The organism is Pseudomonas sp. PvP089 (assembly GCF_017875165.1).
Lineage (GTDB): Bacteria > Pseudomonadota > Gammaproteobacteria > Pseudomonadales > Pseudomonadaceae > Aquipseudomonas > Aquipseudomonas fortuita.
Genome location: NZ_JAGGME010000001.1, coordinates 1,799,076 through 1,823,232, shown reverse-complemented (window position 1 = coordinate 1,823,232; position 24,157 = coordinate 1,799,076). Strand labels below are relative to the sequence as shown.

Genomic DNA, 24,157 nt, shown 5'->3' with positions numbered 1-24,157 from the left:
AGGATCACCACAAAGTTCAAGCCTGTGGTGATCCTGTGGGGGCTGGCTTGCCGGCGATGGGCTGCAAAGCAGCCCCGAGCCCCTGAAGGTTAACGCTGGGCGTACTGCAACACCACTTCCAGCGGGTGGCGCATCTTGCGCTCGGTCATGCGCTTGACCTGGCTACGGCACGAGTAGCCCGTTGCAAGCGGCTCCCCCTCCTTGTCCAGCTTGGTGGCCCAGCTCTGCTCAAAGATGGTCCGCGATGTTTCCTGGTTACGCGCCTCATGCCCGTAGGTACCGGACATGCCGCAGCAACCCGTCGCCTCGGTCACCAGCTTCAGGCCCAACCGGGCAAACACCTGCTCCCACTGCCGTGTGCTGGCCGGTACGTTGGTCTTTTCGGTGCAATGGGCCATCAGGCGGAAGTTGCCCGGCGCGGTCGGCGCCTGCTCGGGCAGCACATCCATCAGCCACTCCTGCGGCAACAGCACCTTAGGGCAATCTTCCAACCCCGGCACTTTCTGGTATTCCTGGCGATACACCAGGGTCATCGCCGGGTCCAGGCCCACCAGCGGCACGCCACAGTCGGCCAGGGCCTTGAGCTGGGTGGCGTTGCGGATCGCCGCCTTGGCGAATGCGCCAAGGAAACCCTGCACGTGCAGCGGCTTGCCGTTGGCGCTGTACGGCGCCAGGAACACCCGATGACCGAGGCGATGGGCCAGGTCGATGAAGGCCGACAGCAGCGGCGTTTCGAAATAGCGGGTAAAGGCGTCCTGCACCAGCACGATGCTGCGCTCGCGCTGGGCCGGGGTCAGTTCACGCAGGGCCGGTACGCTGGCCACACCAACGCGGCAGCGGGTCAGGGTGGCCTGGAAGTTGAAACGGCTGATCAGCGGGCTGTCGACCATGCCGATCTTGTCGGCCAGCAGCCGGGTTACCCACTTCGACCCCATCACCGCGTTGTAAAGCCCTGGCGCGTGGGCCAGGTACGGAATGCTGAACTCCAGCGAGCCGATCAGGTAGTCACGCAGCGGGCGCTGGTAGCGGCCGTGGTACAGCTCAAGGAAGCGTGAACGGAAATCCGGCACGTTGACCTTGATCGGGCACTGCCCGGCGCACGACTTGCACGCCAGGCAACCGGCCATGGCGTCGTACACTTCATGGGAGAAATCTTCCTGCCCCTGGCTGCGTGCGCGGTTGTTGCGCAGCCGCGCTGGCAGGCCCTTGAGCCACGACACCTTGTTGCGCGCCGCGGCCAGCACGTCGATGTTCGCCTCGCCCTGCAGGCGCAGCCACTCGCGCATCAACGAAGCACGGCCCTTGGGCGAATGCTGGCGTTCGCGGGTGGCCTTCCACGACGGGCACATGGCGTCGTTGGGGTCGTAGTTGTAGCAGGCGCCGTTACCGTTGCAGTGCACGGCACTGGGGAAATCCTGCCACACACGCTCATCGATGGTGCGGTCGAGGTCGCCGCGCAGGGTCACGCCATCGACCGGGGTCAGGCCCTCGGTGCTGCCCGGCGGAGTGCAGATCTTGCCCGGGTTGAGCTGGTTGTGCGGGTCGAAGGCACCTTTCAGGCGCTGCAGCGCCGGGTACAGCTCGCCGAAGTACTCCGGCACGTACTCGGAGCGCAGGCCTTTGCCGTGTTCGCCCCACAGCAAGCCACCGTAACTTTTGGTCAGCGCCGCCACTGCATCGGAAATCGGCTTGACCAACGCAGCCTGCGCGGGGTCTTTCATGTCCAGCGCCGGGCGCACGTGCAGTACGCCGGCATCGACGTGGCCGAACATGCCGTAGGCCAGGCCGTAGCCATCGAGCAGCGCGCGGAAGTCGGCGATGTAGTCGGCCAGCTGCTCCGGCGGCACCGCGGTGTCTTCGACAAACGGCTGCGGGCGCACCTCGCCCTCGACGTTACCCAGCAGGCCCACCGAGCGCTTGCGCATGACGTAGACACGGGTGACCGCCTCGGCGCCTTCGGCCAAGGTATGCCCCAGCCGCTCGACGCTGGTGTCCGCCTGCAAGTGTTCGACAAAGGCCTGCACCCTGGCGTTGACCTCGGCCGGCTCATCGCCACAAAACTCCACCAGGTTGATACCCAAGGTCGGGCGCTCGGGGTCGGCCGGGAAGTATTCGGCAACGCTGTGCCAGACGATGTCTTTCATCGCCAGCATCAACACCTTGGAGTCGACGGTTTCGATCGACAGCGGCTTGTGCGCCATCAGCGCGTTGGCATCGCGCAGGGCATCCATGAAACTGGTGTAGCGCACGTTGACCAGCACCGCGTACTTGGGGATCGGCAGCACGTTGAGCTTGGCTTCAACCACATAGCCCAGCGAGCCCTCAGCGCCACACAGCACGCTGTTGAGGTTGAAACGGCCCTGCTCATCGCGCAGATGCGCCAAGTCGTAGCCCGTCAGGCAACGGTTGAGCTTGGGGAAGGTGGCTTCGATCAGCTCAGCCTGGGTTTCCTGAATGTCGCGGGCCATGCGGTAGACCTCGCCGACCCGGCCGGGGGCGGCACAGGCCTGTTCCAGCGCGGCATCGTCAATCGGCAGGCTGTGCAGGCGCTCGCCACCGAGCAGCACGCTGTGCAACTCCAGCACGTGGTCGCGGGTCTTGCCATAGGTGCAACTGCCCTGCCCGCTGGCGTCGGTATTGATCATGCCGCCAACGGTGGCGCGGTTGGAGGTGGACAGCTCGGGGGCGAAGAACAGACCGTGCGGTTTGAGCGCAGCATTGAGCTGGTCCTTCACCGTACCGGCCTGCACCCGTACCCAGCGCTCCTCGACATTGATTTCGAGGATCTTGTTCATGTGCCGCGACAGGTCGACGACGACGCCATCGGTCAGCGACTGGCCGTTGGTGCCGGTGCCACCGCCGCGCGGGGTCAGCTTGACCTGCTGGAAGCGCGCCTCGCTCATCAGCGTGGCAACCCGCGCCACATCATCGGCGTCCAGCGGGAACACCGCCGCCTGGGGCAACCGCTGGTAGATCGAGTTATCGGTGGCCAGTACGGTGCGGGTGCCGTAGTCGGCACTGATCTGGCCACGGAAGCCGCTGTTGCGCAAGGCTTCGAGGAATTCTGGGTAGTCGGCGCTCGGTGCAACGGTCGGCAGCTGGGCGATCATCGAAGGATGGCCTCTTGATATTGGCTAATTCACGGGATTCCTGTCACCGCAGCATAAGTGTTGCCATGCGGGGATGACGTATAGGCCAATGTTCCTGTAGTTTCGCCTCAAGGGCAAACGGATAATCCTGCCGCTATCAATGACTTTCATGAATGAATTACCGCCACCTGACACCTTCCATGTCGCTGCTGCTGGCATTCGAGGCCGCCGCCCGGCATGAAAGCTACACCCGCGCCGCTGCCGAGCTGTCACTGACCCAGAGCGCGGTCAGCCGCCAGGTGCAGGCGCTGGAACAGCAATTGGGCCTGACCCTGTTCCGCCGCGAGGGCCGCCAGGTGCAACTGACCGATGTCGGCCGCCTGTACCAGCGCGAGCTCAGTGAGGCACTGGGGCGCATCCGCAGCGCCACCCTGCAGGCACTGGCCTACCAGTCAGGGGTAGGCACCTTGCGCCTGGCCACGCTGCCTACCTTCGGCTCGAAATGGCTGCTGCCGAGGTTGCATGCGTTCTATAACGCCCACCCAGGCATGCTGGTGCACATTCATTCACGCATCGAAGCCATCAACTTCGACACCAGCGAAATCGATGCGGCCATCGGTGTGGCCAGCCACGATCTGCCGGGGCTCATCTGCCATCGCCTGCATGCCGAGGAACTGGTGGTGATCCTGCCGCCAGAGGCCGCCGCGGACAGCCAGGCCTGGAGCCCGGCAAGGATAAGCGAAGAGGTGCTGCTGAATGTGGCGAACAACCCGCACGCCTGGGGCGAGTGGTTCTCGCACCATGGCCTGCCGCACCGCTCGATGCGCCTGGGGCCGAGCTTTGAGCTGACTTCGCACCTGATTCAGGCAGTGCGCGCCGGGATTGGCATTGGCCTGGTGCCGCGCATTCTGGTAGAGGAGGAATTGGCCAAGGCAGAGCTGTACAGCCCTGGGGTGGCGTTTGCCAGCCAGCGCAGTTACTACCTGATCTACCCGCCCAGGAATGAGGCCTTGCCGTCGTTACGGGCATTCAGGGGCTGGTTGCTGGAACAGATCTGAAGAAGCCGGCACAGGCAATAAAAAACCCCAAGCCGGTCACCTGGCTTGGGGTTTCTTCTTACTACGCTGGGTTGCTTACTTGGCTGCGGTACCCGCCACCCCACCGGCATTCATCCTGCGGCGCGGCTTGACCATGTAGACAACAAACATCGCAAACAGCCACACAGGGATCGCATACACCGAAACCTGGATGTCCGGGATCATCAGCATGATGCCCAGAATCAGCACCACGAAGGCCAGTACCACATAGTTGCCGTAGGGGTACCACAGCGCCTTGAACAGCGGCTTCTGGCCGGTACGGTCCATGTGCTGACGGAACTTCAGGTGCGAATAGCTGATCATCGCCCAGTTGATCACCAGGGTGGCCACTACCAGCGACATCAGCAGCTCCAGGGCGTTCTGAGGCATCAGGTAGTTGAGCAGCACGGCGACAAAGGTCACCGCGGCCGACACCAGGATCGAACGCACTGGCACGCCACGCTTGTCGACCTTGGCCAGCGACGCCGGGGCATCGCCCTGCTCGGCCATGCCCAGCAGCATGCGGGCGTTGCAGTAGGTGCCGCTGTTGTACACCGACAGCGCTGCGGTCAGCACCACGAAGTTCAGCAAGTGGGCGGCCACATCACTGCCCAGCAGCGAGAACACCTGCACGAACGGGCTGCTGCCATAGCTGCCACCCGAGGCATCGATGCTGGCAACCAGGTTGTCCCACGGGGTCAACGACAGCAGCACCACCAGCGCACCGACATAGAAGATCAGGATGCGGTAGATGACCTGGTTGATCGCCTTGGGGATCACGGTCTTCGGCTTGTCGGCCTCGGCAGCGGTGAAGCCGAGCATTTCCAGGCCACCGAAGGAGAACATGATGAACGCCAGGGCCATTACCAGCCCGCTGACACCGTTCGGGAAGAAACCGCCATGCGACCACAGGTTGGCGATGGTGGCGTCCGGGCCACCGCTGCCACTGGTGAGCAGGTAGGCACCCAGGCCGATCATGCTGACGATGGCCACGACCTTGATGATGGCAAACCAGAATTCGGCTTCACCGAAGAACTTCACGTTCATCAGGTTGATGGCGTTGATCAGCACGAAGAACGCCGCCGCCGTGACCCAGGTCGGGATCTCCGGCCACCAGTAGTGAACATACTTGCCGACCGCCGAAAGCTCCGACATGCCGACCAGGATGTACAGCACCCAGCAGTTCCAGCCCGACAGGAAGCCGGCGAAACCACCCCAGTAGGTGTGGGCAAAATGGCTGAACGAGCCGGCCACCGGCTCTTCAACAATCATTTCGCCAAGCTGGCGCATGATCATGAAAGCGATGAAGCCGCAAATGGCGTAGCCAAGGATCATTGACGGGCCGGCGGATTTCATCACGCCTGCCGAGCCGAGGAACAGGCCGGTACCAATCGCACCACCAAGGGCGATCAACTGGATATGGCGGTTCTTCAGGCCCCGCTTGAGCTCGCCTGAATGCATGTTTTGTCCACTCATGAACGAAGTCACCTGCATTGTTTTTATCTGTGACGGAATCGGACCCACCGCGCTCGTGGCGCAGCGGAATGAGCAAGGTGGTTACCTTGGGTTTCTTGACCTCAGGTGCCGCCGGAGCGGGTCAACCAGGCGTGATCAAGAGTGCGCGGTACGCAAGAGGGTCACAGGTAAAACGCGGCGCACTGTATACCCCTGCAAACGCGCAGGCGTCAACGCGTTGCGTCCTTCCATCCGGAAAAAACGCAGCGATCCTGTGGTGTGGGCCTTCAAAGGCGGAGTGATCGGCGTACATGGCGCCTCCATTTGTTGTTTTGTCAGCCCGGCGCTGTGGACGGGCTGTTGCACACGGCAATGGTGGCTATAACACCGTGGGGACGGGGGTTTGGGCAAGGGTGGGTCGGGCCAGGGGCGCGGCTTTGGCACATGGACGCCGGCAAGGTTTGTTTACACGACCGGGCGCGATCTGAAATGCGGACTGAAAACGGCTACATTCGTATAAATTTCTTTACACGGCGGTTCAGAAACTTGCCAGTCGTCCGAAAAATCTTTTTTGTTCAATATCTTGGGGCCGCTATGCGGCCCTTTCCGACCGGTCCAGTGCCCCGTCAAGGCCGCTACAAGGACCGCGCAAGACCTCAAATTGACGCGGTAGCTGTCGAAGCGGCCGCGCCCCTACAGGCATAAAAAAACCAGCCCGAAGGCTGGTTTCTTGATTACCACACTGGCTTATCAGCCACGCGGCTTACCGCGACCGCGGCCTGCCGGCTTGTCACCCTCAGGCTTGCCGGTACGTTTGCGCATCTCGCTCGGGCGCTCGGCCACCGTGCTGCCTCGGTTAGGTTTACGCGGGGCCTCTTCACGCGGCTGACGCGCCGGGCGCTCGCCGGTAGCAGCACCTTCGTGAGCCGGGCGCAGGTTGCGCACGCGCTCGCCACGGCCCAGCGGGCGGGTCGACTTGCGCTGCAGGCGCTCCATCTTGTCCTTGGCCTTGAGCTTCATGGCAGGCAGCGCTACTGGCTGCAGGCCCACTTCGGCGGCCAGGATGTCGATTTCGCCCTGGGTCATTTCACGCCAGCGGCCCATCGGCAGGTCAGAGTTGAGGAACACCGGGCCGAAACGCACGCGCTTCAGGCGGCTGACCACCATGCCCTGGGATTCCCACAGGCGACGCACCTCACGGTTACGGCCTTCCATCACCACGCAGTGGTACCAGTGGTTGAAACCTTCGCCACCCGGTGCCTTCTGGATGTCGGTGAACTTCGCCGGGCCGTCTTCCAGCATCACGCCGGCTTTCAGGCGCTCGATCATCTCGTCGTCGACTTCACCACGCACCCGTACCGCGTACTCTCGGTCCATCTCGTAGGACGGGTGCATCAGGCGGTTGGCCAACTCACCGTCGGTGGTGAACAGCAGCAAGCCGGTGGTGTTGATGTCGAGGCGGCCGATGTTGATCCAGCGGCCCTCTTTTGGCCGTGGCAGGCGGTCGAACACGGTCGGGCGGCCTTCAGGGTCGTCGCGGGTGCAGATTTCACCATCAGGCTTGTTGTACATGATCACCCGGCGAGTGGCCTCGGCGGCCTCTTCGCGCTTGATCAGCTTGCCGTCTACGGCAATGGCGTCGTGCAGGTCGACGCGCTGGCCAAGGGTGGCTGCGACGCCGTTGACCTTGATGCGGCCCTGGCTGATCCAGGCCTCGACGTCACGGCGCGAACCCACGCCAATGCGCGCCAGCACTTTCTGCAGCTTTTCGCCAGCGGGTGGGGTGATCTCGGTATCTTGCAGGTCTTGCTCACTCATCTGGGCACCTCCCGGTGTAGGAATGAAAACAGGTTCTTGGCGACGAACGCGCCAAAAGGCCGCGCATCATACGCGGTTCGGCAATGGAACGCACTGGAGGTTAGAGGGTTTTGCACGCATTGGGAGAGGTTTCAGCCTAGTGGTCTTGTGTTGATCTCACTGGCCCTGTCGCCAAGAGAAGAATCAGGGCTGTAACTTGCCCTCTTCCCCCAGAGAAGCCTCAGGCTCCTCCTCGCGCAAGTCATCAAAATCGATCTTCAACCCCTCCTCCATGGCATCCAGCTCCACCAGCAAACTACGGAAGCTGGTTTCGTCCTTTGGCTCAGAAACGTCTTCTTCCCCAAGGCTGGCATCTGCCAACGCCTGCAGGTGCGCGGGCACTGGCGCATCATCCGGGTCGAGCAGCGGCTCCGGCTCCATTTCGCGCAGCTCGGCCAGGGCCGGCAGCTCATCCAGGCTCTTGAGGTTGAAATGGTCGAGAAACGCCTTGGTGGTGGCAAACATCGCTGGCCGCCCGGGCACTTCGCGGTAGCCAACCACGCGAATCCACTCGCGCTCGACCATGGTCCTGATGATATTGCTGTTCACCGCCACGCCCCGCACGTCTTCGATCTCGCCACGGGTGATGGGCTGGCGGTAGGCGATCAGGGCCAGGGTTTCGAGCAGCGCGCGCGAATAACGCTGCGGGCGCTCTTCCCACAGGCGCCCGACCCAGGGCGCAAAGTCCTCGCGAATCTGCAGGCGGTAGCCGCTGGCCACTTCCTTGAGCTCGAAGGCACGGCCGCTGCACGACTTGCCCAGCACCTCAAGGGCCTGCTTGAACACCTGGGGCTCGGGGCGCTCGGCCTCTTCGAGCAGCTCGTACAGGCGCTCCAGGGATTGCGGCTTGCCCGAAGCCAGCAAAAAAGCTTCGATCAGTGACGCCAGGTCGCGGGGGTCATTCAGGTTCATCAGGTTCTTCAACAAGCGCTGGGCGAAGCCGCACATGGATAGCGGCGAAGGGTTCATTCTGCACCAGTTCGATCAGCGATTCCTTCACCAGTTCGAGAACCGCCATGAAGGTCACCACCACACCCAGCTTGCCCTCTTCGGCGGCAAACAGGTCGCCGAACGGCACGAAAGCACCGCCCTTGAGGCGCTCCAGCACCTGGCTCATGCGCTCACGGGTGGACAAGGTCTCACGGCTGATCTGATGGCTTTCGAACAGGTCGTTGCGGCGCATGACCTCGGCCATGGACATCAGCAACTCTTCCAGGCTGACCTGCGGCAACAGCTTGCGGACCTTGGCCTGCGGTGCTTCCAGGCGCGGCACAACGACCTCGCGGCCCACCCTTGGCAGGTCGTCAATGCCCTCGGCTGCGGCCTTGAAACGTTCGTACTCCTGCAGACGGCGGATCAGTTCGGCGCGCGGGTCGCCCTCCTCCTCCTCGACATCGGCCGAACGCGGCAGCAGCATGCGCGACTTGATCTCGGCAAGCATGGCGGCCATCACCAGGTACTCGGCAGCCAACTCCAGGCGCACGCTTTTCATCAGTTCCACGTAGCCCATGTACTGGCGGGTGATTTCCGCCACCGGGATGTCAAGGATGTCGATGTTCTGCTTGCGGATCAGGTACAGCAAGAGGTCGAGCGGCCCTTCGAAGGCTTCCAGGATGACTTCCAGGGCATCCGGCGGAATGTACAGGTCCAGCGGCATTTCGGTCAGGGCTTCGCCGTAGACCAGGGCCAGTTGCAACTGCCGAGGCGACTCGGCCTGCTCAGCCGGTGCCTCGGGCGCTTCCATCTGGCTCACGCGTTGACCATAAACGGCGTGGGGTCGCCGCAGCCTTCGCGGATCAGCGCGGGCTCATCGCCAGTGAGGTCGATGACGGTCGACGCCTTGAGGTCGCCAAAACCGCCATCGATGATCAGATCGACATGGTGCTCAAGGCGCTGACGGATCTCGTGGGGGTCGGTCATCGGCTCTGTTTCGGGCGGCAAGATCAGGCTCACGCTCATCAACGGCTCGCCCAGCTCTTCTAGCAGAGCCAGCACGATCGGGTTGGATGGCACGCGCAATCCAATGGTCCGCCGTTTCTCGTGCATCAGCAACCGCGGTACCTCGCGGGTGGCATTGAGAATGAAGGTATAAGGCCCCGGAATGTGCGCTTTGAGCAGGCGGAACGTAGACGTATCGATCTTGGCGAACAACCCCATTTGCGACAAGTCGCAGCACAGCAGCGTGAAGTTGTGCTGCTTGTCCAACTGGCGCAAGCGCCGAACCCGCTCGATGGCGTTTTTATCGCCAATCTGGCAGCCCAGCGCGTAGGCCGAGTCGGTCGGGTAAACCACCACGCCACCCTTGCGGATGATCTCGACGGCCTGTTTTATCAGGCGCGCTTGTGGGTTCTCCGAATGAATCTGGAAAAATTGGCTCACGTAGTCATCCTGTTCATAGCGCCAAAGGCTGTTCATGGCTGAATCGACGCCACAGAGGTGGCAGATCCTCGGGCAAAGGCCGGTAGGCACCGATCTCTCCCCAGGTGCCGGGGCCGTGGAAGTCACTGCCAGCGCTTGCCAGCAGGCCGAACTCACGAGTAAGGATGGACATCGTGCCCACCTGCTCGGCCGGCATCATCCCGTTGACCACCTCAAGTGCCTGCCCGCCTGCCTGAATATAGTCGGCAATCAGCCTTCTGCGCTTGCTGCGGGTCAGGTCGTAGTGCATGGGGTGTGCAAGGCTCACCCACGCTTTGGACTGCCGCAGGGTGGCGACAGTTTCGTCGAGGGTCGGCCAATGCTGCTTGACGTCGCCCAGCTTGCCGGCACCCAGCCACTTGCGAAACGCCTCGCCGCGGTCCTTGACGTGCCCGGCACGCACTAGGTACTCGGCAAAATGGGGGCGCGCCGGGGCGTTGCCGCTGTCGCCCAGCTCGTGCTGTACGGCGCGGGCGCCCTCGAGTGTGCCGGGCATGCCCTTGGCTGCCAGCCGTTTGTCTATTTCTTCGGCGCGCAGCCAGCGGCCACGGTGCAGCGCTTCAATGGCCGCCAGCAAGGGCGGCGCGTCCAGCGGGAAGTCATAACCCAGCACATGGATGGTCGCGCCACCCCAGGTGCACGACAATTCCACCCCGCTGACCCAGCGCATGCCCCGCTCAATGCAGGCCTGGCGGGCTTCGGGCAGGCCTTCGAGGGTGTCGTGGTCAGTCAGTGCCAGCGTTTGCACCCCGTGCTCATGGGCCCGGGCAACCAGTACCGAGGGCGACAGGGCGCCGTCGGAGGCCGTGCTGTGACAGTGCAGATCAACATTCATGGAGAGCGCTTTCGCTGGAATCGATGTTTGTTATTATGCCGTCACATCCCGATTCTGGCTGCCATTGTGAAACAATTCATCGATTTCATCCCGCTGCTGCTGTTCTTCATCGTCTACAAGCTTGACCCGCGCCCCATGGAAGTCGCCGGCCACAGCTTCGAATTCGGCGGCATCTACAGTGCCACGGCCATGCTGATCATCAGCTCGCTGGTGGTGTACGGTGCGCTGTTCCTGCGCCAACGCAGGCTGGAAAAGGGCCAATGGCTGACGCTGGTGGCCTGCCTGGTATTCGGCGGCCTGACCCTGACCTTCCATAGCGAAACCTTCCTCAAGTGGAAAGCGCCGGTGGTGAACTGGCTGTTCGCCCTGGGCTTTGCCGGCAGCCATTTCATCGGCGATCGGGTGCTGATCAAGCGCATCATGGGCCACGCCCTGACCCTGCCAGATGCCATCTGGACCCGCCTGAACGTTGCCTGGATCGGTTTCTTCCTGTTCTGCGGCGCGGCCAACCTGTTCGTCGCCTTTACCTTCCAGGACTTCTGGGTGGACTTCAAGGTGTTCGGCAGCCTGGGCATGACCGTGATCTTCCTGGTGGCGCAAGGCGTGTACCTGTCGCGCCACCTGCACGACGACCCTTCTACTACCAAACCCAAGGATTGACATGCTCTACGCCATCATCGCCAGCGACGTCGCAAACTCCCTGGAAAAGCGCCTGGCTGCCCGCCCGGCGCACATCGAACGCCTGCAGCAGCTCAAGGCCGAAGGCCGCGTGGTGCTGGCCGGCCCCCACCCGGCCATCGACAGCAACGACCCGGGCGAAGCCGGTTTCAGCGGTAGCCTGATCGTTGCCGAATTCGAATCGCTGGCCGCGGCGCAGGCCTGGGCCGATGCCGATCCTTACATTGCGGCGGGCGTGTACGACAACGTCGTCGTCAAGCCGTTCAAGCAAGTATTGCCTTGATCTGAGACCGAGTCGCTTCCTCGCGGGCAAGCCCGCGAAGAAGCTGACGCGGCACCAGTAGTTATACGGCTGCCATCAGTCTGCGGTATCTTTGCCACTGGCGGGCCGAATAGCCGCCGTCAATGGTTGAATTGAGTGAGTCATGAGCGAGCTGTTACTGATTGATGATGACCAGGAACTGTGCGAGCTGCTCGGCAGCTGGCTGACCCAGGAAGGGTTCACCGTGCGTGCGTGCCATGATGGCCTGAGCGCACGCCAGGCCCTGGCCGAGCACGCTCCGGCGGCCGTGGTACTGGATGTGATGCTGCCCGATGGCAGCGGCCTGGAATTGCTCAAGCAATTGCGCAGCGAGCACACCGAGCTGCCGGTGCTGATGCTCTCTGCACGGGGCGAGCCGCTGGACCGCATTCTTGGCCTGGAGCTGGGCGCCGACGACTACCTGGCCAAACCTTGCGACCCGCGCGAGCTCACGGCCCGTCTGCGAGCAGTGTTGCGCCGCAGCCACCCCACCGCCACCACCAGCCAGGTGGAACTGGGCGACCTGGTGTACAGCCCTGCGCGCGGCGTGGCCAGCATCGACGGCCGTGAAATGACCCTGACCCTGTCCGAAAGCCGCATTCTTGAAGCCCTGCTGCGCCAGCCTGGCGAACCGCTGGACAAGCAGGAGCTGGCGCAAATCGGCCTGGGGCGCAAACTGACCCTGTACGACCGCAGCCTGGACATGCATGTCAGTAACCTGCGCAAGAAGATCGGGCCGCATGCCGATGGCAGGCCACGTATCGTGGCGCTGCGTAGCCGTGGCTATTACTACTGCCTGTAACTCGCTGCAAGCTACAAGAAGGCGCAAGATCGCAATCGGCTTCACTTGCAGCCTGGAGCTTGGAACTGTTCTTTACAGTGCCTTTACCATCCCCTGACTGCGCTTGACGGTGATCTCCCTAGACTGTGCTCATCCGGTAACCACCGGCCTATGAAAGGAGAGACACCATGCGCAAGACCCTTATCGCCCTGATGTTCGCCGCCGCCCTGCCGACCGTGGCCATGGCCATGCCTGAAGGCGGCCCGCGACACGACGGCCCGCATCATCGCGGTGATGCGCCTTTCCATCAACTGGACCTGAGCCGCGACCAGCGCCAGCAGATCGGCAAGCTGATGGGCGAGCAGATGCAGCAGCGCCGTGACATCACCGAGCGCTACCTGGCCAAGCTGCCAGCCGCCGACCAGAAAGCCATGAAAGACGAGCTGCAAGCCAGCCGCGACAAGACCGACACTGCGGTGCGCAACCTGCTCAAACCTGAACAGCAGAAAAAGTTCGACGAACTGCAAAAGGAACGCGCCGCCAAGAAAGCCGAGTGGCAGGAGTTCCAGGCCTGGAAAGCTGAAAAAGGCACCAAGGCTCAGTAAGCTGTCCGCCCGATGCCCGGCCCGCCTCCCCGCGGGCCGGGCTTTTACCGTTTACAGGAGGTGCACTTGCGTTCACTGTTCTGGCGCATCCTGGCCAGTTTCTGGCTGGCTATCACCCTGGTCGCAGGCCTGTCTATCCTGCTGGGCCACATGCTCAACCAGGATGCCTGGATCCTTAGCCGCCACCCGGGCCTGAATACCCTGGCCAGCAAGTGGGCCAAGCATTACGAGCAGCAAGGCCTGGATGCGGCACAGCACTTTCTGGAACGGCGCAAAGATCGCTACAAGATCGACGTGCAGGTACTCGATGACAGTGGCGAGGCCGTGGTGCCCGGCACCTTCCCACGCCGTGCGGCGGCCTTCGAGGCACGCCAGCACAATGACGAGCGGCGCCTGCCATGGCGTCGGCTGACCGAGGAATACACCAGCCCGGAGACCGGCGAAACCTACCTGCTGATCTACCGCATCCCCCACCCTGCACTGGACGCCTGGCACCGCGAAAGCCTGATGTGGCCGCTCAGTGCCTTGGGCATTGCGCTGGTGGTACTGACCCTGTTCAGCCTGCTGGTCACCCTGTCCATTACCCGCCCGCTAAGCCGCCTGCGCAGCGCGGTGCATGACCTGGGGCAGACCACTTACCAGCAGAACAGCCTGGCGCAGCTGGCTGCACGGCGTGACGAGTTTGGCGTGCTGGCCAAGGACTTCAACAAGATGGGCGCGCGCCTGCAAAGCACCATTGGCAGCCAGCGCCAGTTGCTGCGCGATGTGTCCCATGAGTTGCGCTCGCCGCTGGCCAGGCTGCGCATTGCCCTGGCTTTGGCCGAGCGCGCCGGGCCTGAGCAGCGGGAGACCTTGTGGCCGCGCCTGACCCGCGAGTGCGACCGGCTGGAAGACCTGATCAGCGAAATCCTTGCCTTGGCCCGGGTCGATGCGGAGCAGGCTCATGCCGAGCCGGTCGACCTCAATGCCCTGCTCGGCAGCGTGCGCAAAGACGCCTTGCTCAGCGCACCGGACCAGGACGTGCGCCTGGAGGCGCAGCCGGGGTTGACCCTGCAAGGTTGGCCGACGCTGATCGAGCGCGCCGTCGACAACCTGCTGCGCAATGCCCTGCGCTTCAACCCGGTGGGGCAGCCGGTCGAGGTCAGCGCCGTGCGTGAGCAGGACCACATCGTGATCAGCGTGCGTGACCATGGGCCCGGGGCGGCAGCGGAGCATCTGGCGCAGCTGGGCGAGCCGTTCTTCCGCGCGCCGGGGCAGGACGCGCCAGGGCATGGCCTGGGGCTGGCGATTGCGCGCAAAGCGGCGGAGCGCCATGGCGGGAGACTGGTGCTGGATAACCACCCACAGGGGGGCTTTGTGGCCAGGCTGGAGTTGCCCTTGGCTGAAGCTACTGGCAGTTGATGTGATGTAAGGGCCACTGGCCTCTTCGCGGGGCAAGCCCGCTCCCACAGGTACGGTGCAGGTATCAGGCAGCGCACAGTACCTGTGGGAGCGGGCTTGCCCCGCGAAGAGGCCAGTGGCCCTGATGCAATAAATCAGCCCCAGGCTGCGTTACTCGCCCCAGGCGCTGACGAACTCGGCAGTGTCCAGCACCGGCGCAGTGCGCGGCTCGGTCAGCGGCGTGCCGACATACAGGTAACCGATCAACTCTTCATTCTGGGCCAGACCCAGGCCCTTGTGCACATGGGCATCGAAGGCCATGTCCCCGGTACGCCACACCGCCCCGATGCCTTGCGCATGCGCGGCAATCAGAATGCCGTGCGCCGCACAGCCGGCTGCCAGACGCTGCTCGGACTTGGGCACCTTGAAGTGGTCCTGCAGCTTGGCGATCACCACGATCAGCAGCGGCGCCCGCAGCGGCATGGCGCGGGCCTTGTCCAGCGCAGCCTGGCTGGCTTCGCCCTTGTTCTGCACCGCTTCAGCGAACAGCTCACCCAGCTTTTCACGGCCCTGGCCCTCGATGGTCAGGAAGCGCCATGGTCGCAGCTGGCCATGATCCGGGGCGCGCAAGGCAGCCTGGAACAGCGCCTCGCGCTGTGCGGCATTGGGTGCCGGGTCAGTCAGGCGTGGCACGGAAACACGGTTGAGCAATGCGTCGAGAGCCTCCATCGGCTACCCTCCTGGCAGTTGAATGTGCGGCCATTCTAGCGTTTACATCACCAGACCCATAGGTAGAATGGCGCCCTTCCGTTTCGAGTCAGAGCAGATCACATGGCGTTGCCGACCTTAAGGATCATTGGTTTCATCATCGGCATCTTCCTGATTACCCTCGCCGTCGGCATGGCTGTGCCCATGGCGACCCTGGTGATCTTCGAGCGCACTGGTGACATGCCCTCCTTCCTCTGGTCGAGCCTGATCACCTTCATCGCCGGCCTGGCCCTGGTGGTACAGGGCCGCCCCGAGCATGTCCACCTGCGCCCGCGTGACATGTACCTGCTCACGGTCAGCAGCTGGCTGGTGGTGTGCGTGTTTGCCGCCCTGCCGTTCCTGCTGACCCAGCACATCAGCTACACCGACGCCTTCTTCGAGAGCATGTCGGGCATCACCGCTACCGGCGCTACCGTACTCAGCGGGCTCGATAACATGTCGCCGGGTATTCTCATGTGGCGCTCGATGCTTCACTGGCTCGGCGGCATCGGCTTCATCGCCATGGCGGTGGCGATCCTGCCATTGCTGCGCATCGGCGGCATGCGCCTGTTCCAGACCGAATCGTCCGACCGCTCGGAAAAGGTCATGCCACGCTCGCACATGGTGGCCAAGTCGATCGTGGGGGTGTACGTCGGCTTCTCTATCCTCGGCTCGCTGGCCTTCTGGTGGGCGGGGATGAGCCCGTTCGATGCAATCAACCACGCCATGTCGGCAATCTCCACCGGCGGCTTCTCCACCTCCGACCAGTCGCTGGCAAAATGGGATATCCCGGCCGTGCACTGGGTCGCGGTAGTGGTCATGATCATGGGCAGCCTGCCGTTCACCCTTTACGTCGCGACCCTGCGTGGCAACCGCAGGGCGCTGATCCGTGACCAGCAGGTGCAAGGTTTGCTGGGCATGCTGGTGGTTACCTGGTTGGTCCTGGGCACCTGGTACTGGTACAGCACCAACCTGCACTGGCTCGATGCCCTGCGCCACGTAGCCTTGAACGTGACCTCGGTGGTCACTACCACCGGCTTCGCCCTGGGCGACTACAGCCTGTGGGGCAACTTTTCGCTGATGCTGTTCTTCTACCTGGGCTTCGTCGGCGGCTGCTCCGGCTCGACCGCAGGCGGTATCAAGATTTTCCGCTTCCAGGTGGCCTACATCCTGCTCAAGGCCAGCCTCAACCAACTGATCCACCCGCGTGCGGTGATCAAGCAGAAATACAACGGCCACCGCCTCGACGAAGACATCGTGCGCTCGATTCTGACGTTCTCGTTCTTCTTCGCCATCACCATCTGCGTCATGGCCCTGTTGCTGTCGTTGCTGGGCGTGGACTGGATGACCGCATTGACCGGCGCTGCCGGCACAGTTTCGGGTGTAGGCCCGGGCTTGGGTGAAGTGATCGGCCCGTCGGGCAACTATGCCACGCTGCCGGACGCGGCCAAGTGGATCCTGGCGGCCGGCATGCTGCTTGGCCGCCTGGAAATCATTACGGTGCTGGTGCTGTGTATGCCGGCGTTCTGGCGTCACTGACCCCCTCGGCGTCCGTGCCGAGGCGGGCGCGGTACTCGCTTGGGGTGGCATCGAACCAGCGGCGGAACGCCCGGTAGAAATTGCTGGGGTCGGCAAAGCCCAGCAGGTAGGCGGTTTCCAGCAGTGTCATGCCCGGCTGGGCCAGGTATTGCTCGGCCAGCTCGCGACGGGTGTCATCAAGCAAGCTCTGGAAACTGGTGCCCTCCTCCTGCAGACGCCGCTGCAAGGTGCGCTGAGACAAGTGCAAGGCCTGGGCCAGGGTTTCGCGCTTGGGTTCCCCCTGCGGCAAGATGCGGCACAACACCTGGCGCACGCGGTGGGTAACCCGGCTTTCGGAAAATCGTGCCAGGTACTCCCCGGCAAAACGGTCGTGCAGCACCGCCATGGCCTCGTTGGCAGTCGGCAGCGGCGCCTCCATGTCGGCCCGTTCGAACACCAGCGCATCGTGCGGCGCGCCGAACACCAGGGGCGAATGAAACGCCACTTTGTACGGCTCGACATTCTTTGGCTGCGGCCCCTGCACCAGTACCCGGCGCGGCTGTACCGGCCGCCCACTGAGCCATTTGCTCAGCGCCAGCGCACAGGCCAGCGATGCTTCGGCACTGTGCCGGGTCGGGGGCAGATGGTCGCCATGCACCGTCAGGATCAGCGAATAGCCCTCGTCGCCAAGGACAAAACTGAGATCGGAGCTTTCGGCGATGATGCGCTGGTACCGCACCAGGCGCTGGAAGCCTTCTGCCAGGGTGCGGCTGGACATCAATGCATAGCCCACCACATGGAACGAAGCCGGCCGTACCACGCGGGCCATGTTCAGGCCAATGGCTTCATTGCCTGACAGCTCCACCGCCAGCTGCCACAGCCGGGTCATGGAATCTTGCGGAAAACGTGCATCGGGGTCGTCGAGGGCAGCGAAGTCCAGCCCCAGTTGCTTGAACATGGACGGGCAGTCCAGCCCTTCCAGTTCGAGCGCCTTCACAATCCCTGATGCCCAGCTGGCTGACGTGGTTCTTTCGCTCATGACAGGCTTCTTTTTACCGACCGCTCCTGCGGTGAACCCCAAGGATACTCATTTGGCGCCTATTGTCACTGGTAGGCCCCGTCAGTCACTCTAGACTCGAATCAGGCTCCACGCCGTGCATCTTGTCCAGAAGTATTAATCCCGGAGCACTGCCATGAACCGCACAGCGCAGTATCGCAGTTTTGCCGAGTTCTATCCTTACTACCTGGGGGAGCACAGCAACCCCACCTGCCGCCGCCTGCACTTTGTCGGCACCAGCTTGGTAATAGCGCTGCTGGCCTACACCATTGGCAGTGGCAAGTGGTTGCTTTTGCTGGCAGTGCCGCTGTTCGGCTATGGCTTCGCCTGGGTCGGGCACTTCTTTTTCGAAAAGAACCGGCCGGCGACCTTCACCTACCCGCTGTACAGCCTGGCCGGGGATTTCGTGATGTTCCGGGATATCTTGCTGGGCAAGATCCGGCTGTAGACATTGAGGGCGGGTTGCGGCCCCATGGTTCTGCAGCCTCTAAGCCGGCTCACGCGACGCCGCCACTGCCTGCGCTTCCCGCGCCTGGGCATCGGCCAACCGATACAGCTCGATACGGCCATCCCAATGCTCGATCAGCGCCGTGCACGACTCCACCCAGTCTCCGCAATTGAGGTAGTCCACCTCGCCCACCTTGCGGATCTCGGCATGGTGGATATGCCCACACACCACCCCGTGCAAACCACGCCGGGTGCACTCATGGGCAATGGCATCCTCGAAGTCGCTAATGAAGTTCACCGCGCCCTTGACCTTGTGCTTCAGGTACGCCGACAGCGACCAGTAACCATAGCCATACCGCGCACGCCAGTGGTTGAGCCAACGGTTGAGCACCAACGTGAACCCGTAGGCACGATCACCGAGAAACGCCAGCCAGCGGTGGTAACGGGTAATCACGTCGAACTGGTCACCATGGATCACCAGCAGGCGGCGGCCATCGGCGGTCAGGTGTTCGGCCTCATCCACCAGCTGGATGTTGCCCAGGATCAGCTTCGAGTAGCGGCGCAGGAATTCGTCATGGTTGCCGGTGACGTAGATCACCTCGGTACCGCGCTTGCTCATGGTCAGCAAGCGGCGGATCACGTTGGTGTGGGCTTGTGGCCAGTAAATGCCACCGCGCAGTTTCCAGCCATCGATGATGTCGCCTACCAGGTACACGCGGTCGGCCTGGTAGCCCTTGAGGAACTGCGACAGGTGTTCGGCCTGGCAGTCGCGTGTCCCCAGGTGGACATCGGAGATCCACAGGGTACGCACGCGTTGCTTGCGCGAGGGACGGGAGAGTTCGGCATGGGTCATGGACAGGCTCCGGCGCAGTTTGCTGGAGACTGGCAGGCGCGCATGACAGCGCCGTGGCAAAACGGTTACCGGTGATCGCCTGCCGGGAATGAGGCACAATGCGGATCTGCCCTGCGAGGACGCCCCATGACCGCCGGCCCGATACTCTCGCTGCGCCATTACCGCGACAGCCTGATCGCCCACAGCCACGAACACCCGCAACTGGTGTTCGGCCTGCGTGGCCGCCTGGAGTTCGAGGTACAGGGGCAAGGCGCCGGGATCGACCGGCAAGGGCTGGTCGTGGTCCCGGCAGGCGCGCATCACACCTGCGCCAGCGATGGCGGCAGCCACTGCCTGGTGCTTGATGTGCCTGGCGAGCAGTGGCTGCACGAGCAGCTGGGCGAGCATGCCGATGCCAGCCGCCGCCTGCTCGACCGCCCCGCCGCGCTGGGCCTGGACGACCGTCAGCAACAGTTGGTGGACTGGCTGGCGGCCAGCCCCATGGACGACCCGCTGATTGCCCGGCAAGGCGCAGCGCTGTTGCTGGCCAGCCTCAACTGCACGGCAGCAGCCAACGTGCGCCCCAGCCAGCGCCTACCCTATGCAGCCTTCGATGCCCATATCGAGCAGCATGCTGCCTACCCGTTGCAGGTCGCCGACCTGGCGCGCATCGCCGGGCTGTCCGGCGCCCGGCTGCATGCGCGGTTTACTGCCGAATGCGGCATGACACCGATGGACTACATTCGCCAGCGGCGCTTGCTCAAGGCGCGGCGGCTGGTGGTGCAGACCGTGCTACCGATGAGTGAAATTGCGGCGCAGGTGGGGTATTGCTCGCAGAGTGCGTTTTCAGCGGCGATGTTGCGGGCGTTCGGGTGTACGCCAATGGCTTTGCGGCGAGAGCCTGGCGACAACTGACAGCAGTCTTGCGACAGAAATCGTTGGCCTGTGGTTTTACACTTTGCCAGTGCCGGCCTCTTAGCAGCACAAGGCTGCTCCCACAGAATACGCACAGTCCCTGTAGGAGCAGCCTTGTGCTGCGAAGAGGCCGGCAACGTCGATAAAGATCTTGAGCAAGGACCACCATGAACCACCGCACCGCCCTCGGCGCCCTGCACATTGGCGCGCTGTTCTTCGGCCTGACCGGCGTCTTCGGCAAACTGGCCGCCACTGCCAGCCCGGCGATCATCGTCTTCGGCCGCGCCGCCTTCGCCGTACTCGCCCTGGCCCTGTTCGCCAGCCTGACCGGCCCGGGCTGGCAGCGCCTGAGCAGCCAGGATATCCGTCGCCTGCTGCTCGGCGGTGTGCTGCTGGCCGGCCACTGGGTCAGTTTCTTCATTGCCGTCAAAGTTGGCGGCGTGGCCATCGCCACCCTCGGTTTCGCCAGTTTCCCGGCCTTCACCGTCATCCTCGAAGGCCTGCTGTTCCGCGAGCGCATCCGCCGCAACGAGGCCGTGCTGGTGCTGCTGGTCAGCATCGGCCTGATACTGGTCACGCCAGATTTCGACCTGGCCAGCGAGGCCACTGGCGGCCTGCTCTGGGCACTGCTGTCAGGGCTGCTGTTCTCGCTGCTGTCCCTCACCAACCGCGCCGGCTCCGGGCGTTTGCCAGCAGTACAGGCTGCCCTGTGGCAGAACCTGGTGGTAGGCCTGTGCCTGCTGCCGTTCGCCGCACCAGGTCTGGCAGGCGTGGCGGCCATGGACTGGCTGTGGATCGCCCTGCTCGGCATCTTCTGCACCGGCGTGGCGCACAGCCTGTTCGTCGCCAGCCTGGCGGTGATCAAGGCGCGCACCGCCGCCGTGGTGTTCGGCATGGAGCCGGTCTATGGCATTGCCGTGGCCTGGGTGGTGTTCGCCGAAACCCCGACCTTGCGCATGCTGCTGGGCGGCGCGCTGATCATCTTCGCCATCGTGCTGTCCAGCCGCATGACCCGCGAACAACCACCCAAGCAGCGGCCACTGGCCGAGGGCGCCTGATCAGCGGTCGTTGTGGCCAAGGTCACGCTGCGGGTCGATCTGGTCGCGTACCCGCTGTTTCAGCACCTTGGCCTCGGGGAAGCCGCCGTCGGCCTTGCGCTCCCAGATCTGCACGCCATTGCAGGTAATGCAGAAGACCCCGCCGGTGCCCGGTGACAGCGCGACCTGGCCAAGGTCGTCGGCAAACGTGCTGAGCAGTTCCTGGGCCAGCCAGGCAGCGCGCAGCAGCCACTGGCACTGGGTGCAATAAGTGATGACGATTTCGGGCTTGTTATCGGCCATGCTGAGGCATCTCCAGGTAAGGGGCCGCTTATACTAGCGGTCTTTAGCCCACGGTTTGAGACTCACGATGCGCCGTTTGCTGTGCTGTTTGCTGCTCGCCCTCACCTCCTTCATGGCTGCCGCTGCGGAACCTGCCAGGCCCAAGGTCGGCTTGGTGTTGTCGGGGGGTGCGGCCCGTGGTTTGGCCCACATCGGCGTGCTCAAGGCACTGGAGGAACAGGGCGTGCGCATCGACGCCATCGCCGGCACCAGCATGGGCGCAGTGGTCGGCGGGCTTTACGCTTCGGGCTACAGTGTCGCAGAACTGGAAAAGCTCGCCACCACCCTGGACTGGCAACAGGCGCTGTCCGATGCCCCGCCGCGCAAGGACGTGCCGTTCCGGCGCAAGCAGGATGATCGCGATTTCCTGGTCAAGCAAAAGCTCAGCTTTCGCGACGACGGCAGCCTGGGCCTGCCGCTGGGGGTGATCCAGGGCCAGAACCTGTCACTGCTGCTGGAAAGCAAACTGGCGCACACCGCCGATACCCGCGATTTCGACAAGCTGCCCATCCCCTTTCGCGCTGTAGCCACTGACATCGCCAGTGGCGAAAAGGTGGTGTTCCGCCACGGCCATCTGCCCCAGGTCATCCGTGCCAGCATGTCGATCCCCGCCGTGTTTGCCCCGGTCGAACTGGACGGCCGCCTGCTGGTGGACGGCGGCATGGTCGACAACATCCCCGTCGACGTGGCCCGCGAAATGGGCGTGGACCTGGCCATCGTGGTCGACATCGGTACCCCGCTGCGCGATCGCAAGCAACTGCTGACCGTGGTCGACGTGCTTAACCAGTCGATTACCCTGATGACACGGCGCAATTCGGAAGAACAACTGGCCAGCCTGCAGCGCGATGACATCCTCATCCAGCCATCGCTAGCTGCCTTCGGCGTGACCGACTTCGGCCGTGCCCGGGACATGATCGACGCCGGTTACCGCGCCACCCGCCTGCTCGACCAACGCCTGGCTGCCCTGCGCGAGCCTGAGGGTGACAGCAACCTGGCCGTGGCCCGCTCGCCACGCCAGCGCACGCCGGTGATCACCGCGATCCGGATCGAGAACGACTCCAAGGTCAGCGACGACGTGATCCGCTCTTACATCCGTCAGCCGATCGACGCCCCCCTTGAGCTGGACCGCCTGCAGACCGACATGGGCACGCTCTACGGCCTGGACTACTTCGACCGGGTGCAGTACCGCGTGGTGCACAAGGGCAACGACAACACCTTGGTGATCAACGCCCGCGGTCGACGCGGCGGCACCGACTACCTGCGCCTGGGCCTGAACCTTTCGGACGACCTGCGCGGTGACAGCGCCTTCAACCTGGGCGCCAGCTACCGGGTCAATGGCATCAACAGCCTGGGTGCCGAGTGGCTGACCCGTGGCCAGATCGGCGACCAGCAAGAACTGTACAGCGAGTTCTACCAGCCGCTGGACGTTGGCTCGCGCTATTTCATTGCGCCGTACCTGGATTTCAGCTCACAGAACATCGAAGCCACCCTGGACAACGACCCCGTCGCAGAGTACCGCCTGGAACGCTACGGCTTTGGCCTGAACCTCGGCCGCCAGATTGGCACCAACGGTGAAGTACGCCTGGGCGTGGGCAAGGCCTGGGGCGAGGCCGAGGTACGCATTGGCGACCAGGACCTGCCCAAGGTCAGCTTCAACGAGGGCTTCTATGAACTGAAGTATTCGTTCGACACCCTCGACAACGTGTATTTCCCGCACAGCGGTGAGGACATTGGCCTGACCTTGCGCAAGTACGACAAATCGCTGGACTCCGACCAGGATTACCGGCAGTGGCTGTTCAACCTGGACAAGGCCATCAGTACCGGGCCGAACACCTTCGTGCTGGGCGGACGCTACGGGCGCACCCTGGACGCTACCGAGGTGGTGACGTCCAGCTTCGTGATGGGTGGGGCACGAGAGCTGTCTGGCTTTCGCCAGGACTCGGTGTCGGGGCAGAACGTGAGCCTGCTGCGCATGGTCTATTACCGCCGGCTGACGCCACGGGCCTACGTACCGCTGGACTTCCCGCTGTACATTGGCGGGTCGCTGGAACGTGGGCGCGCGTGGAACAACGACAACGAGTTCGACAGCGGCTACATCAATGCGGCGAGCATCTTCCTGGGGCTGGAAACGCCTCTGGGGCCGCTGAACTTCAGCTACGGCACCAACAGTGCGCATGAGCAGGCGGTGTACCTGAACCTGGGGCATACCTTCTGATTCGCCGGGGGCCGCAAAGCGACCCCTGGGGCCCTCAGGACTTCTCGAGGTTGGACAGGATCGTGGCATGCACCCGCATGCACACCTGCAACTCTGCCTCGTCCACCCCGGTGAAAAGCTCCAACCGCAGCTGGTTGGCGATGGTTTCGATCTGGTCGATCAGCGGCTTGGCCGGCGGGCACAGCAAGATCTTCTTGGCCCGCCGGTCTTCCACCACCGCCTGCCGGCGCACCAGCCCTTGTGCTTCCAGGCTGTCGAGCAGGCGCGCCAGGGTCGGGCCTTCAACGCCCACGCTCTGGGCCAACTCACGCTGAGTAGGGGCTTCTTCGAAACGCGCCAGGTGCAGCAACACCAGCCAGCGCGCCTGGGACAGGTTGAGCCCGGCCAGGCGGCGGTCCAGTTCGGCACGCCAGCCCCGGGACATCTGGGCCAGCTGCATGCCGAAGCGGTGTTGGTTGTCGGTCAGGGGCATAAGCAACTCATTGAACAGATCTAATTATTAGGCAGCTAACCATGCCCTTTCCGACGAGGCAAGGCTCGCGCGCCCTCCGCCGTTCGATAATCGTCAAAAA

23 protein-coding genes are annotated in these 24,157 nt (G+C 63.5%); 11 read left to right on the top strand and 12 right to left on the bottom strand.

What is annotated here, in order from left to right; all coding sequences use genetic code 11:
- Positions 1–89 precede the first annotated feature (89 nt).
- Entirely contained in the window at positions 90–3,110 is a 3,021-nt protein-coding gene (locus tag J3A71_RS08480; protein ID WP_096426613.1) for an FAD-binding and (Fe-S)-binding domain-containing protein, read from the bottom strand.
- 152 nt (positions 3,111–3,262) lie between these two features.
- Between J3A71_RS08480 and J3A71_RS08475 the strand changes: the two genes are divergently transcribed.
- Positions 3,263–4,147: a LysR substrate-binding domain-containing protein gene (locus J3A71_RS08475; protein WP_016488508.1), complete on the top strand. Its 885-nt coding sequence runs from the start codon at positions 3,263–3,265 to the stop codon at positions 4,145–4,147.
- Positions 4,148–4,222: 75 nt separating this feature from the next.
- Here J3A71_RS08475 and J3A71_RS08470 read toward each other — a convergent pair whose 3' ends face one another.
- The 6 genes from J3A71_RS08470 to J3A71_RS08445 form a co-directional block, all read right to left on the bottom strand.
- Positions 4,223–5,641, bottom strand: coding sequence for an amino acid permease (locus J3A71_RS08470; protein WP_172901753.1), 1,419 nt, complete (start codon positions 5,639–5,641; stop codon positions 4,223–4,225).
- Positions 5,642–6,370: 729 nt separating this feature from the next.
- Entirely contained in the window at positions 6,371–7,438 is a 1,068-nt protein-coding gene (rluB, locus tag J3A71_RS08465) for a 23S rRNA pseudouridine(2605) synthase RluB (protein WP_016488510.1), read from the bottom strand.
- Positions 7,439–7,621: 183 nt separating this feature from the next.
- Complete coding sequence (gene scpB / locus J3A71_RS08460) at positions 7,622–8,389, bottom strand: SMC-Scp complex subunit ScpB (RefSeq protein ID WP_024717734.1); 768 nt, start codon at positions 8,387–8,389, stop codon at positions 7,622–7,624.
- Complete coding sequence (locus J3A71_RS08455; protein WP_161775556.1) at positions 8,376–9,101, bottom strand: ScpA family protein; 726 nt, start codon at positions 9,099–9,101, stop codon at positions 8,376–8,378. Before J3A71_RS08455 ends, scpB begins: the two co-directional genes overlap by 14 nt.
- 125 nt (positions 9,102–9,226) lie before the next feature.
- Positions 9,227–9,856 (bottom strand): L-threonylcarbamoyladenylate synthase, encoded by a 630-nt coding sequence (locus J3A71_RS08450; RefSeq protein ID WP_060519139.1) that lies wholly within the window; start codon positions 9,854–9,856, stop codon positions 9,227–9,229.
- 13 nt (positions 9,857–9,869) lie between these two features.
- On the bottom strand, positions 9,870–10,730 hold the full coding sequence (locus J3A71_RS08445; RefSeq protein WP_016488514.1) for a PHP domain-containing protein: 861 nt from the start codon (positions 10,728–10,730) through the stop codon (positions 9,870–9,872).
- Positions 10,731–10,796: 66 nt separating this feature from the next.
- Here J3A71_RS08445 and J3A71_RS08440 point away from each other — a divergent pair, with 66 nt between their 5' ends.
- The 5 genes from J3A71_RS08440 to J3A71_RS08420 all read left to right on the top strand — a co-directional run bounded on the left by J3A71_RS08440 (position 10,797) and on the right by J3A71_RS08420 (position 14,496).
- On the top strand, positions 10,797–11,390 hold the full coding sequence (locus tag J3A71_RS08440; RefSeq protein ID WP_024717735.1) for a septation protein A: 594 nt from the start codon (positions 10,797–10,799) through the stop codon (positions 11,388–11,390).
- A 1-nt stretch (position 11,391) separates the two neighbouring features.
- Entirely contained in the window at positions 11,392–11,691 is a 300-nt protein-coding gene (locus J3A71_RS08435; protein ID WP_016488516.1) for a YciI family protein, read from the top strand.
- Between the two features lie 142 nt (positions 11,692–11,833).
- Complete coding sequence (locus J3A71_RS08430; RefSeq protein ID WP_016488517.1) at positions 11,834–12,511, top strand: response regulator transcription factor; 678 nt, start codon at positions 11,834–11,836, stop codon at positions 12,509–12,511.
- A 167-nt stretch (positions 12,512–12,678) separates the two neighbouring features.
- The gene (locus J3A71_RS08425) at positions 12,679–13,095 is read left to right on the top strand and encodes a Spy/CpxP family protein refolding chaperone (RefSeq protein ID WP_016488518.1); all 417 of its coding nucleotides are present in this window, start codon (positions 12,679–12,681) and stop codon (positions 13,093–13,095) included.
- A 60-nt stretch (positions 13,096–13,155) separates the two neighbouring features.
- Entirely contained in the window at positions 13,156–14,496 is a 1,341-nt protein-coding gene (locus J3A71_RS08420; protein ID WP_060519137.1) for a HAMP domain-containing sensor histidine kinase, read from the top strand.
- Between the two features lie 150 nt (positions 14,497–14,646).
- Here the strand turns inward: J3A71_RS08420 and J3A71_RS08415 are convergent, their stop codons facing one another.
- Entirely contained in the window at positions 14,647–15,204 is a 558-nt protein-coding gene (locus J3A71_RS08415; RefSeq protein ID WP_060519140.1) for an NAD(P)H nitroreductase, read from the bottom strand.
- A 102-nt stretch (positions 15,205–15,306) separates the two neighbouring features.
- Here J3A71_RS08415 and J3A71_RS08410 point away from each other — a divergent pair, with 102 nt between their 5' ends.
- Positions 15,307–16,761, top strand: a complete 1,455-nt coding sequence (locus J3A71_RS08410) for a TrkH family potassium uptake protein (RefSeq protein WP_016488521.1) — start codon at positions 15,307–15,309, stop codon at positions 16,759–16,761.
- Here J3A71_RS08410 and J3A71_RS08405 read toward each other — a convergent pair.
- On the bottom strand, positions 16,718–17,779 hold the full coding sequence (locus tag J3A71_RS08405; RefSeq protein ID WP_016488522.1) for an AraC family transcriptional regulator: 1,062 nt from the start codon (positions 17,777–17,779) through the stop codon (positions 16,718–16,720). The genes J3A71_RS08410 and J3A71_RS08405 overlap by 44 nt on opposite strands.
- A gap of 154 nt (positions 17,780–17,933) precedes the next feature.
- Here J3A71_RS08405 and J3A71_RS08400 point away from each other — a divergent pair, with 154 nt between their 5' ends.
- Positions 17,934–18,245: a DUF962 domain-containing protein gene (locus tag J3A71_RS08400; RefSeq protein ID WP_016488523.1), complete on the top strand. Its 312-nt coding sequence runs from the start codon at positions 17,934–17,936 to the stop codon at positions 18,243–18,245.
- Between the two features lie 39 nt (positions 18,246–18,284).
- Here the strand turns inward: J3A71_RS08400 and J3A71_RS08395 are convergent, their stop codons facing one another.
- A complete protein-coding gene (locus J3A71_RS08395; protein ID WP_016488524.1) occupies positions 18,285–19,097 on the bottom strand; it encodes a UDP-2,3-diacylglucosamine diphosphatase in 813 nt (270 codons plus the stop codon).
- A gap of 126 nt (positions 19,098–19,223) precedes the next feature.
- On the opposite strand from J3A71_RS08395, the gene J3A71_RS08390 reads away from it, so the two are divergent.
- Both J3A71_RS08390 and J3A71_RS08385 read left to right on the top strand, forming a co-directional pair.
- A complete protein-coding gene (locus tag J3A71_RS08390) occupies positions 19,224–19,991 on the top strand; it encodes an AraC family transcriptional regulator (protein ID WP_070087026.1) in 768 nt (255 codons plus the stop codon).
- A 167-nt stretch (positions 19,992–20,158) separates the two neighbouring features.
- The gene (locus J3A71_RS08385; protein ID WP_016488526.1) at positions 20,159–21,049 is read left to right on the top strand and encodes an EamA family transporter; all 891 of its coding nucleotides are present in this window, start codon (positions 20,159–20,161) and stop codon (positions 21,047–21,049) included.
- Here J3A71_RS08385 and J3A71_RS08380 read toward each other — a convergent pair whose 3' ends face one another.
- Positions 21,050–21,331: a SelT/SelW/SelH family protein gene (locus J3A71_RS08380; protein WP_016488527.1), complete on the bottom strand. Its 282-nt coding sequence runs from the start codon at positions 21,329–21,331 to the stop codon at positions 21,050–21,052.
- Between the two features lie 67 nt (positions 21,332–21,398).
- Here J3A71_RS08380 and J3A71_RS08375 point away from each other — a divergent pair, with 67 nt between their 5' ends.
- Complete coding sequence (locus J3A71_RS08375) at positions 21,399–23,585, top strand: patatin-like phospholipase family protein (protein ID WP_096426615.1); 2,187 nt, start codon at positions 21,399–21,401, stop codon at positions 23,583–23,585.
- A 34-nt stretch (positions 23,586–23,619) separates the two neighbouring features.
- Here the strand turns inward: J3A71_RS08375 and J3A71_RS08370 are convergent, their stop codons facing one another.
- Entirely contained in the window at positions 23,620–24,057 is a 438-nt protein-coding gene (locus tag J3A71_RS08370) for a MarR family transcriptional regulator (RefSeq protein ID WP_016488529.1), read from the bottom strand.
- Between the last annotated feature and the right edge of the window lie 100 nt (positions 24,058–24,157).

Bases quoted from the DNA above. Each gene is read 5' to 3' on its own strand.
- J3A71_RS08480 (WP_096426613.1), bottom strand. From the start codon at position 3,110: ATGATCGCCCAGCTGCCGACCGTTGCACCGAGCGCCGACTACCCAGAA.
- J3A71_RS08475 (WP_016488508.1), top strand. From the start codon at position 3,263: ATGAATTACCGCCACCTGACACCTTCCATGTCGCTGCTGCTGGCATTC.
- J3A71_RS08470 (WP_172901753.1), bottom strand. From the start codon at position 5,641: ATGAGTGGACAAAACATGCATTCAGGCGAGCTCAAGCGGGGCCTGAAG.
- rluB (WP_016488510.1), bottom strand. From the start codon at position 7,438: ATGAGTGAGCAAGACCTGCAAGATACCGAGATCACCCCACCCGCTGGC.
- scpB (WP_024717734.1), bottom strand. From the start codon at position 8,389: ATGAACCTGAATGACCCCCGCGACCTGGCGTCACTGATCGAAGCTTTT.
- J3A71_RS08445 (WP_016488514.1), bottom strand. From the start codon at position 10,730: ATGAATGTTGATCTGCACTGTCACAGCACGGCCTCCGACGGCGCCCTG.
- J3A71_RS08435 (WP_016488516.1), top strand. From the start codon at position 11,392: ATGCTCTACGCCATCATCGCCAGCGACGTCGCAAACTCCCTGGAAAAG.
- J3A71_RS08430 (WP_016488517.1), top strand. From the start codon at position 11,834: ATGAGCGAGCTGTTACTGATTGATGATGACCAGGAACTGTGCGAGCTG.
- J3A71_RS08425 (WP_016488518.1), top strand. From the start codon at position 12,679: ATGCGCAAGACCCTTATCGCCCTGATGTTCGCCGCCGCCCTGCCGACC.
- J3A71_RS08415 (WP_060519140.1), bottom strand. From the start codon at position 15,204: ATGGAGGCTCTCGACGCATTGCTCAACCGTGTTTCCGTGCCACGCCTG.
- J3A71_RS08410 (WP_016488521.1), top strand. From the start codon at position 15,307: ATGGCGTTGCCGACCTTAAGGATCATTGGTTTCATCATCGGCATCTTC.
- J3A71_RS08405 (WP_016488522.1), bottom strand. From the start codon at position 17,779: ATGAGCGAAAGAACCACGTCAGCCAGCTGGGCATCAGGGATTGTGAAG.
- J3A71_RS08400 (WP_016488523.1), top strand. From the start codon at position 17,934: ATGAACCGCACAGCGCAGTATCGCAGTTTTGCCGAGTTCTATCCTTAC.
- J3A71_RS08395 (WP_016488524.1), bottom strand. From the start codon at position 19,097: ATGACCCATGCCGAACTCTCCCGTCCCTCGCGCAAGCAACGCGTGCGT.
- J3A71_RS08390 (WP_070087026.1), top strand. From the start codon at position 19,224: ATGACCGCCGGCCCGATACTCTCGCTGCGCCATTACCGCGACAGCCTG.
- J3A71_RS08385 (WP_016488526.1), top strand. From the start codon at position 20,159: ATGAACCACCGCACCGCCCTCGGCGCCCTGCACATTGGCGCGCTGTTC.
- J3A71_RS08380 (WP_016488527.1), bottom strand. From the start codon at position 21,331: ATGGCCGATAACAAGCCCGAAATCGTCATCACTTATTGCACCCAGTGC.
- J3A71_RS08375 (WP_096426615.1), top strand. From the start codon at position 21,399: ATGCGCCGTTTGCTGTGCTGTTTGCTGCTCGCCCTCACCTCCTTCATG.
- J3A71_RS08370 (WP_016488529.1), bottom strand. From the start codon at position 24,057: ATGCCCCTGACCGACAACCAACACCGCTTCGGCATGCAGCTGGCCCAG.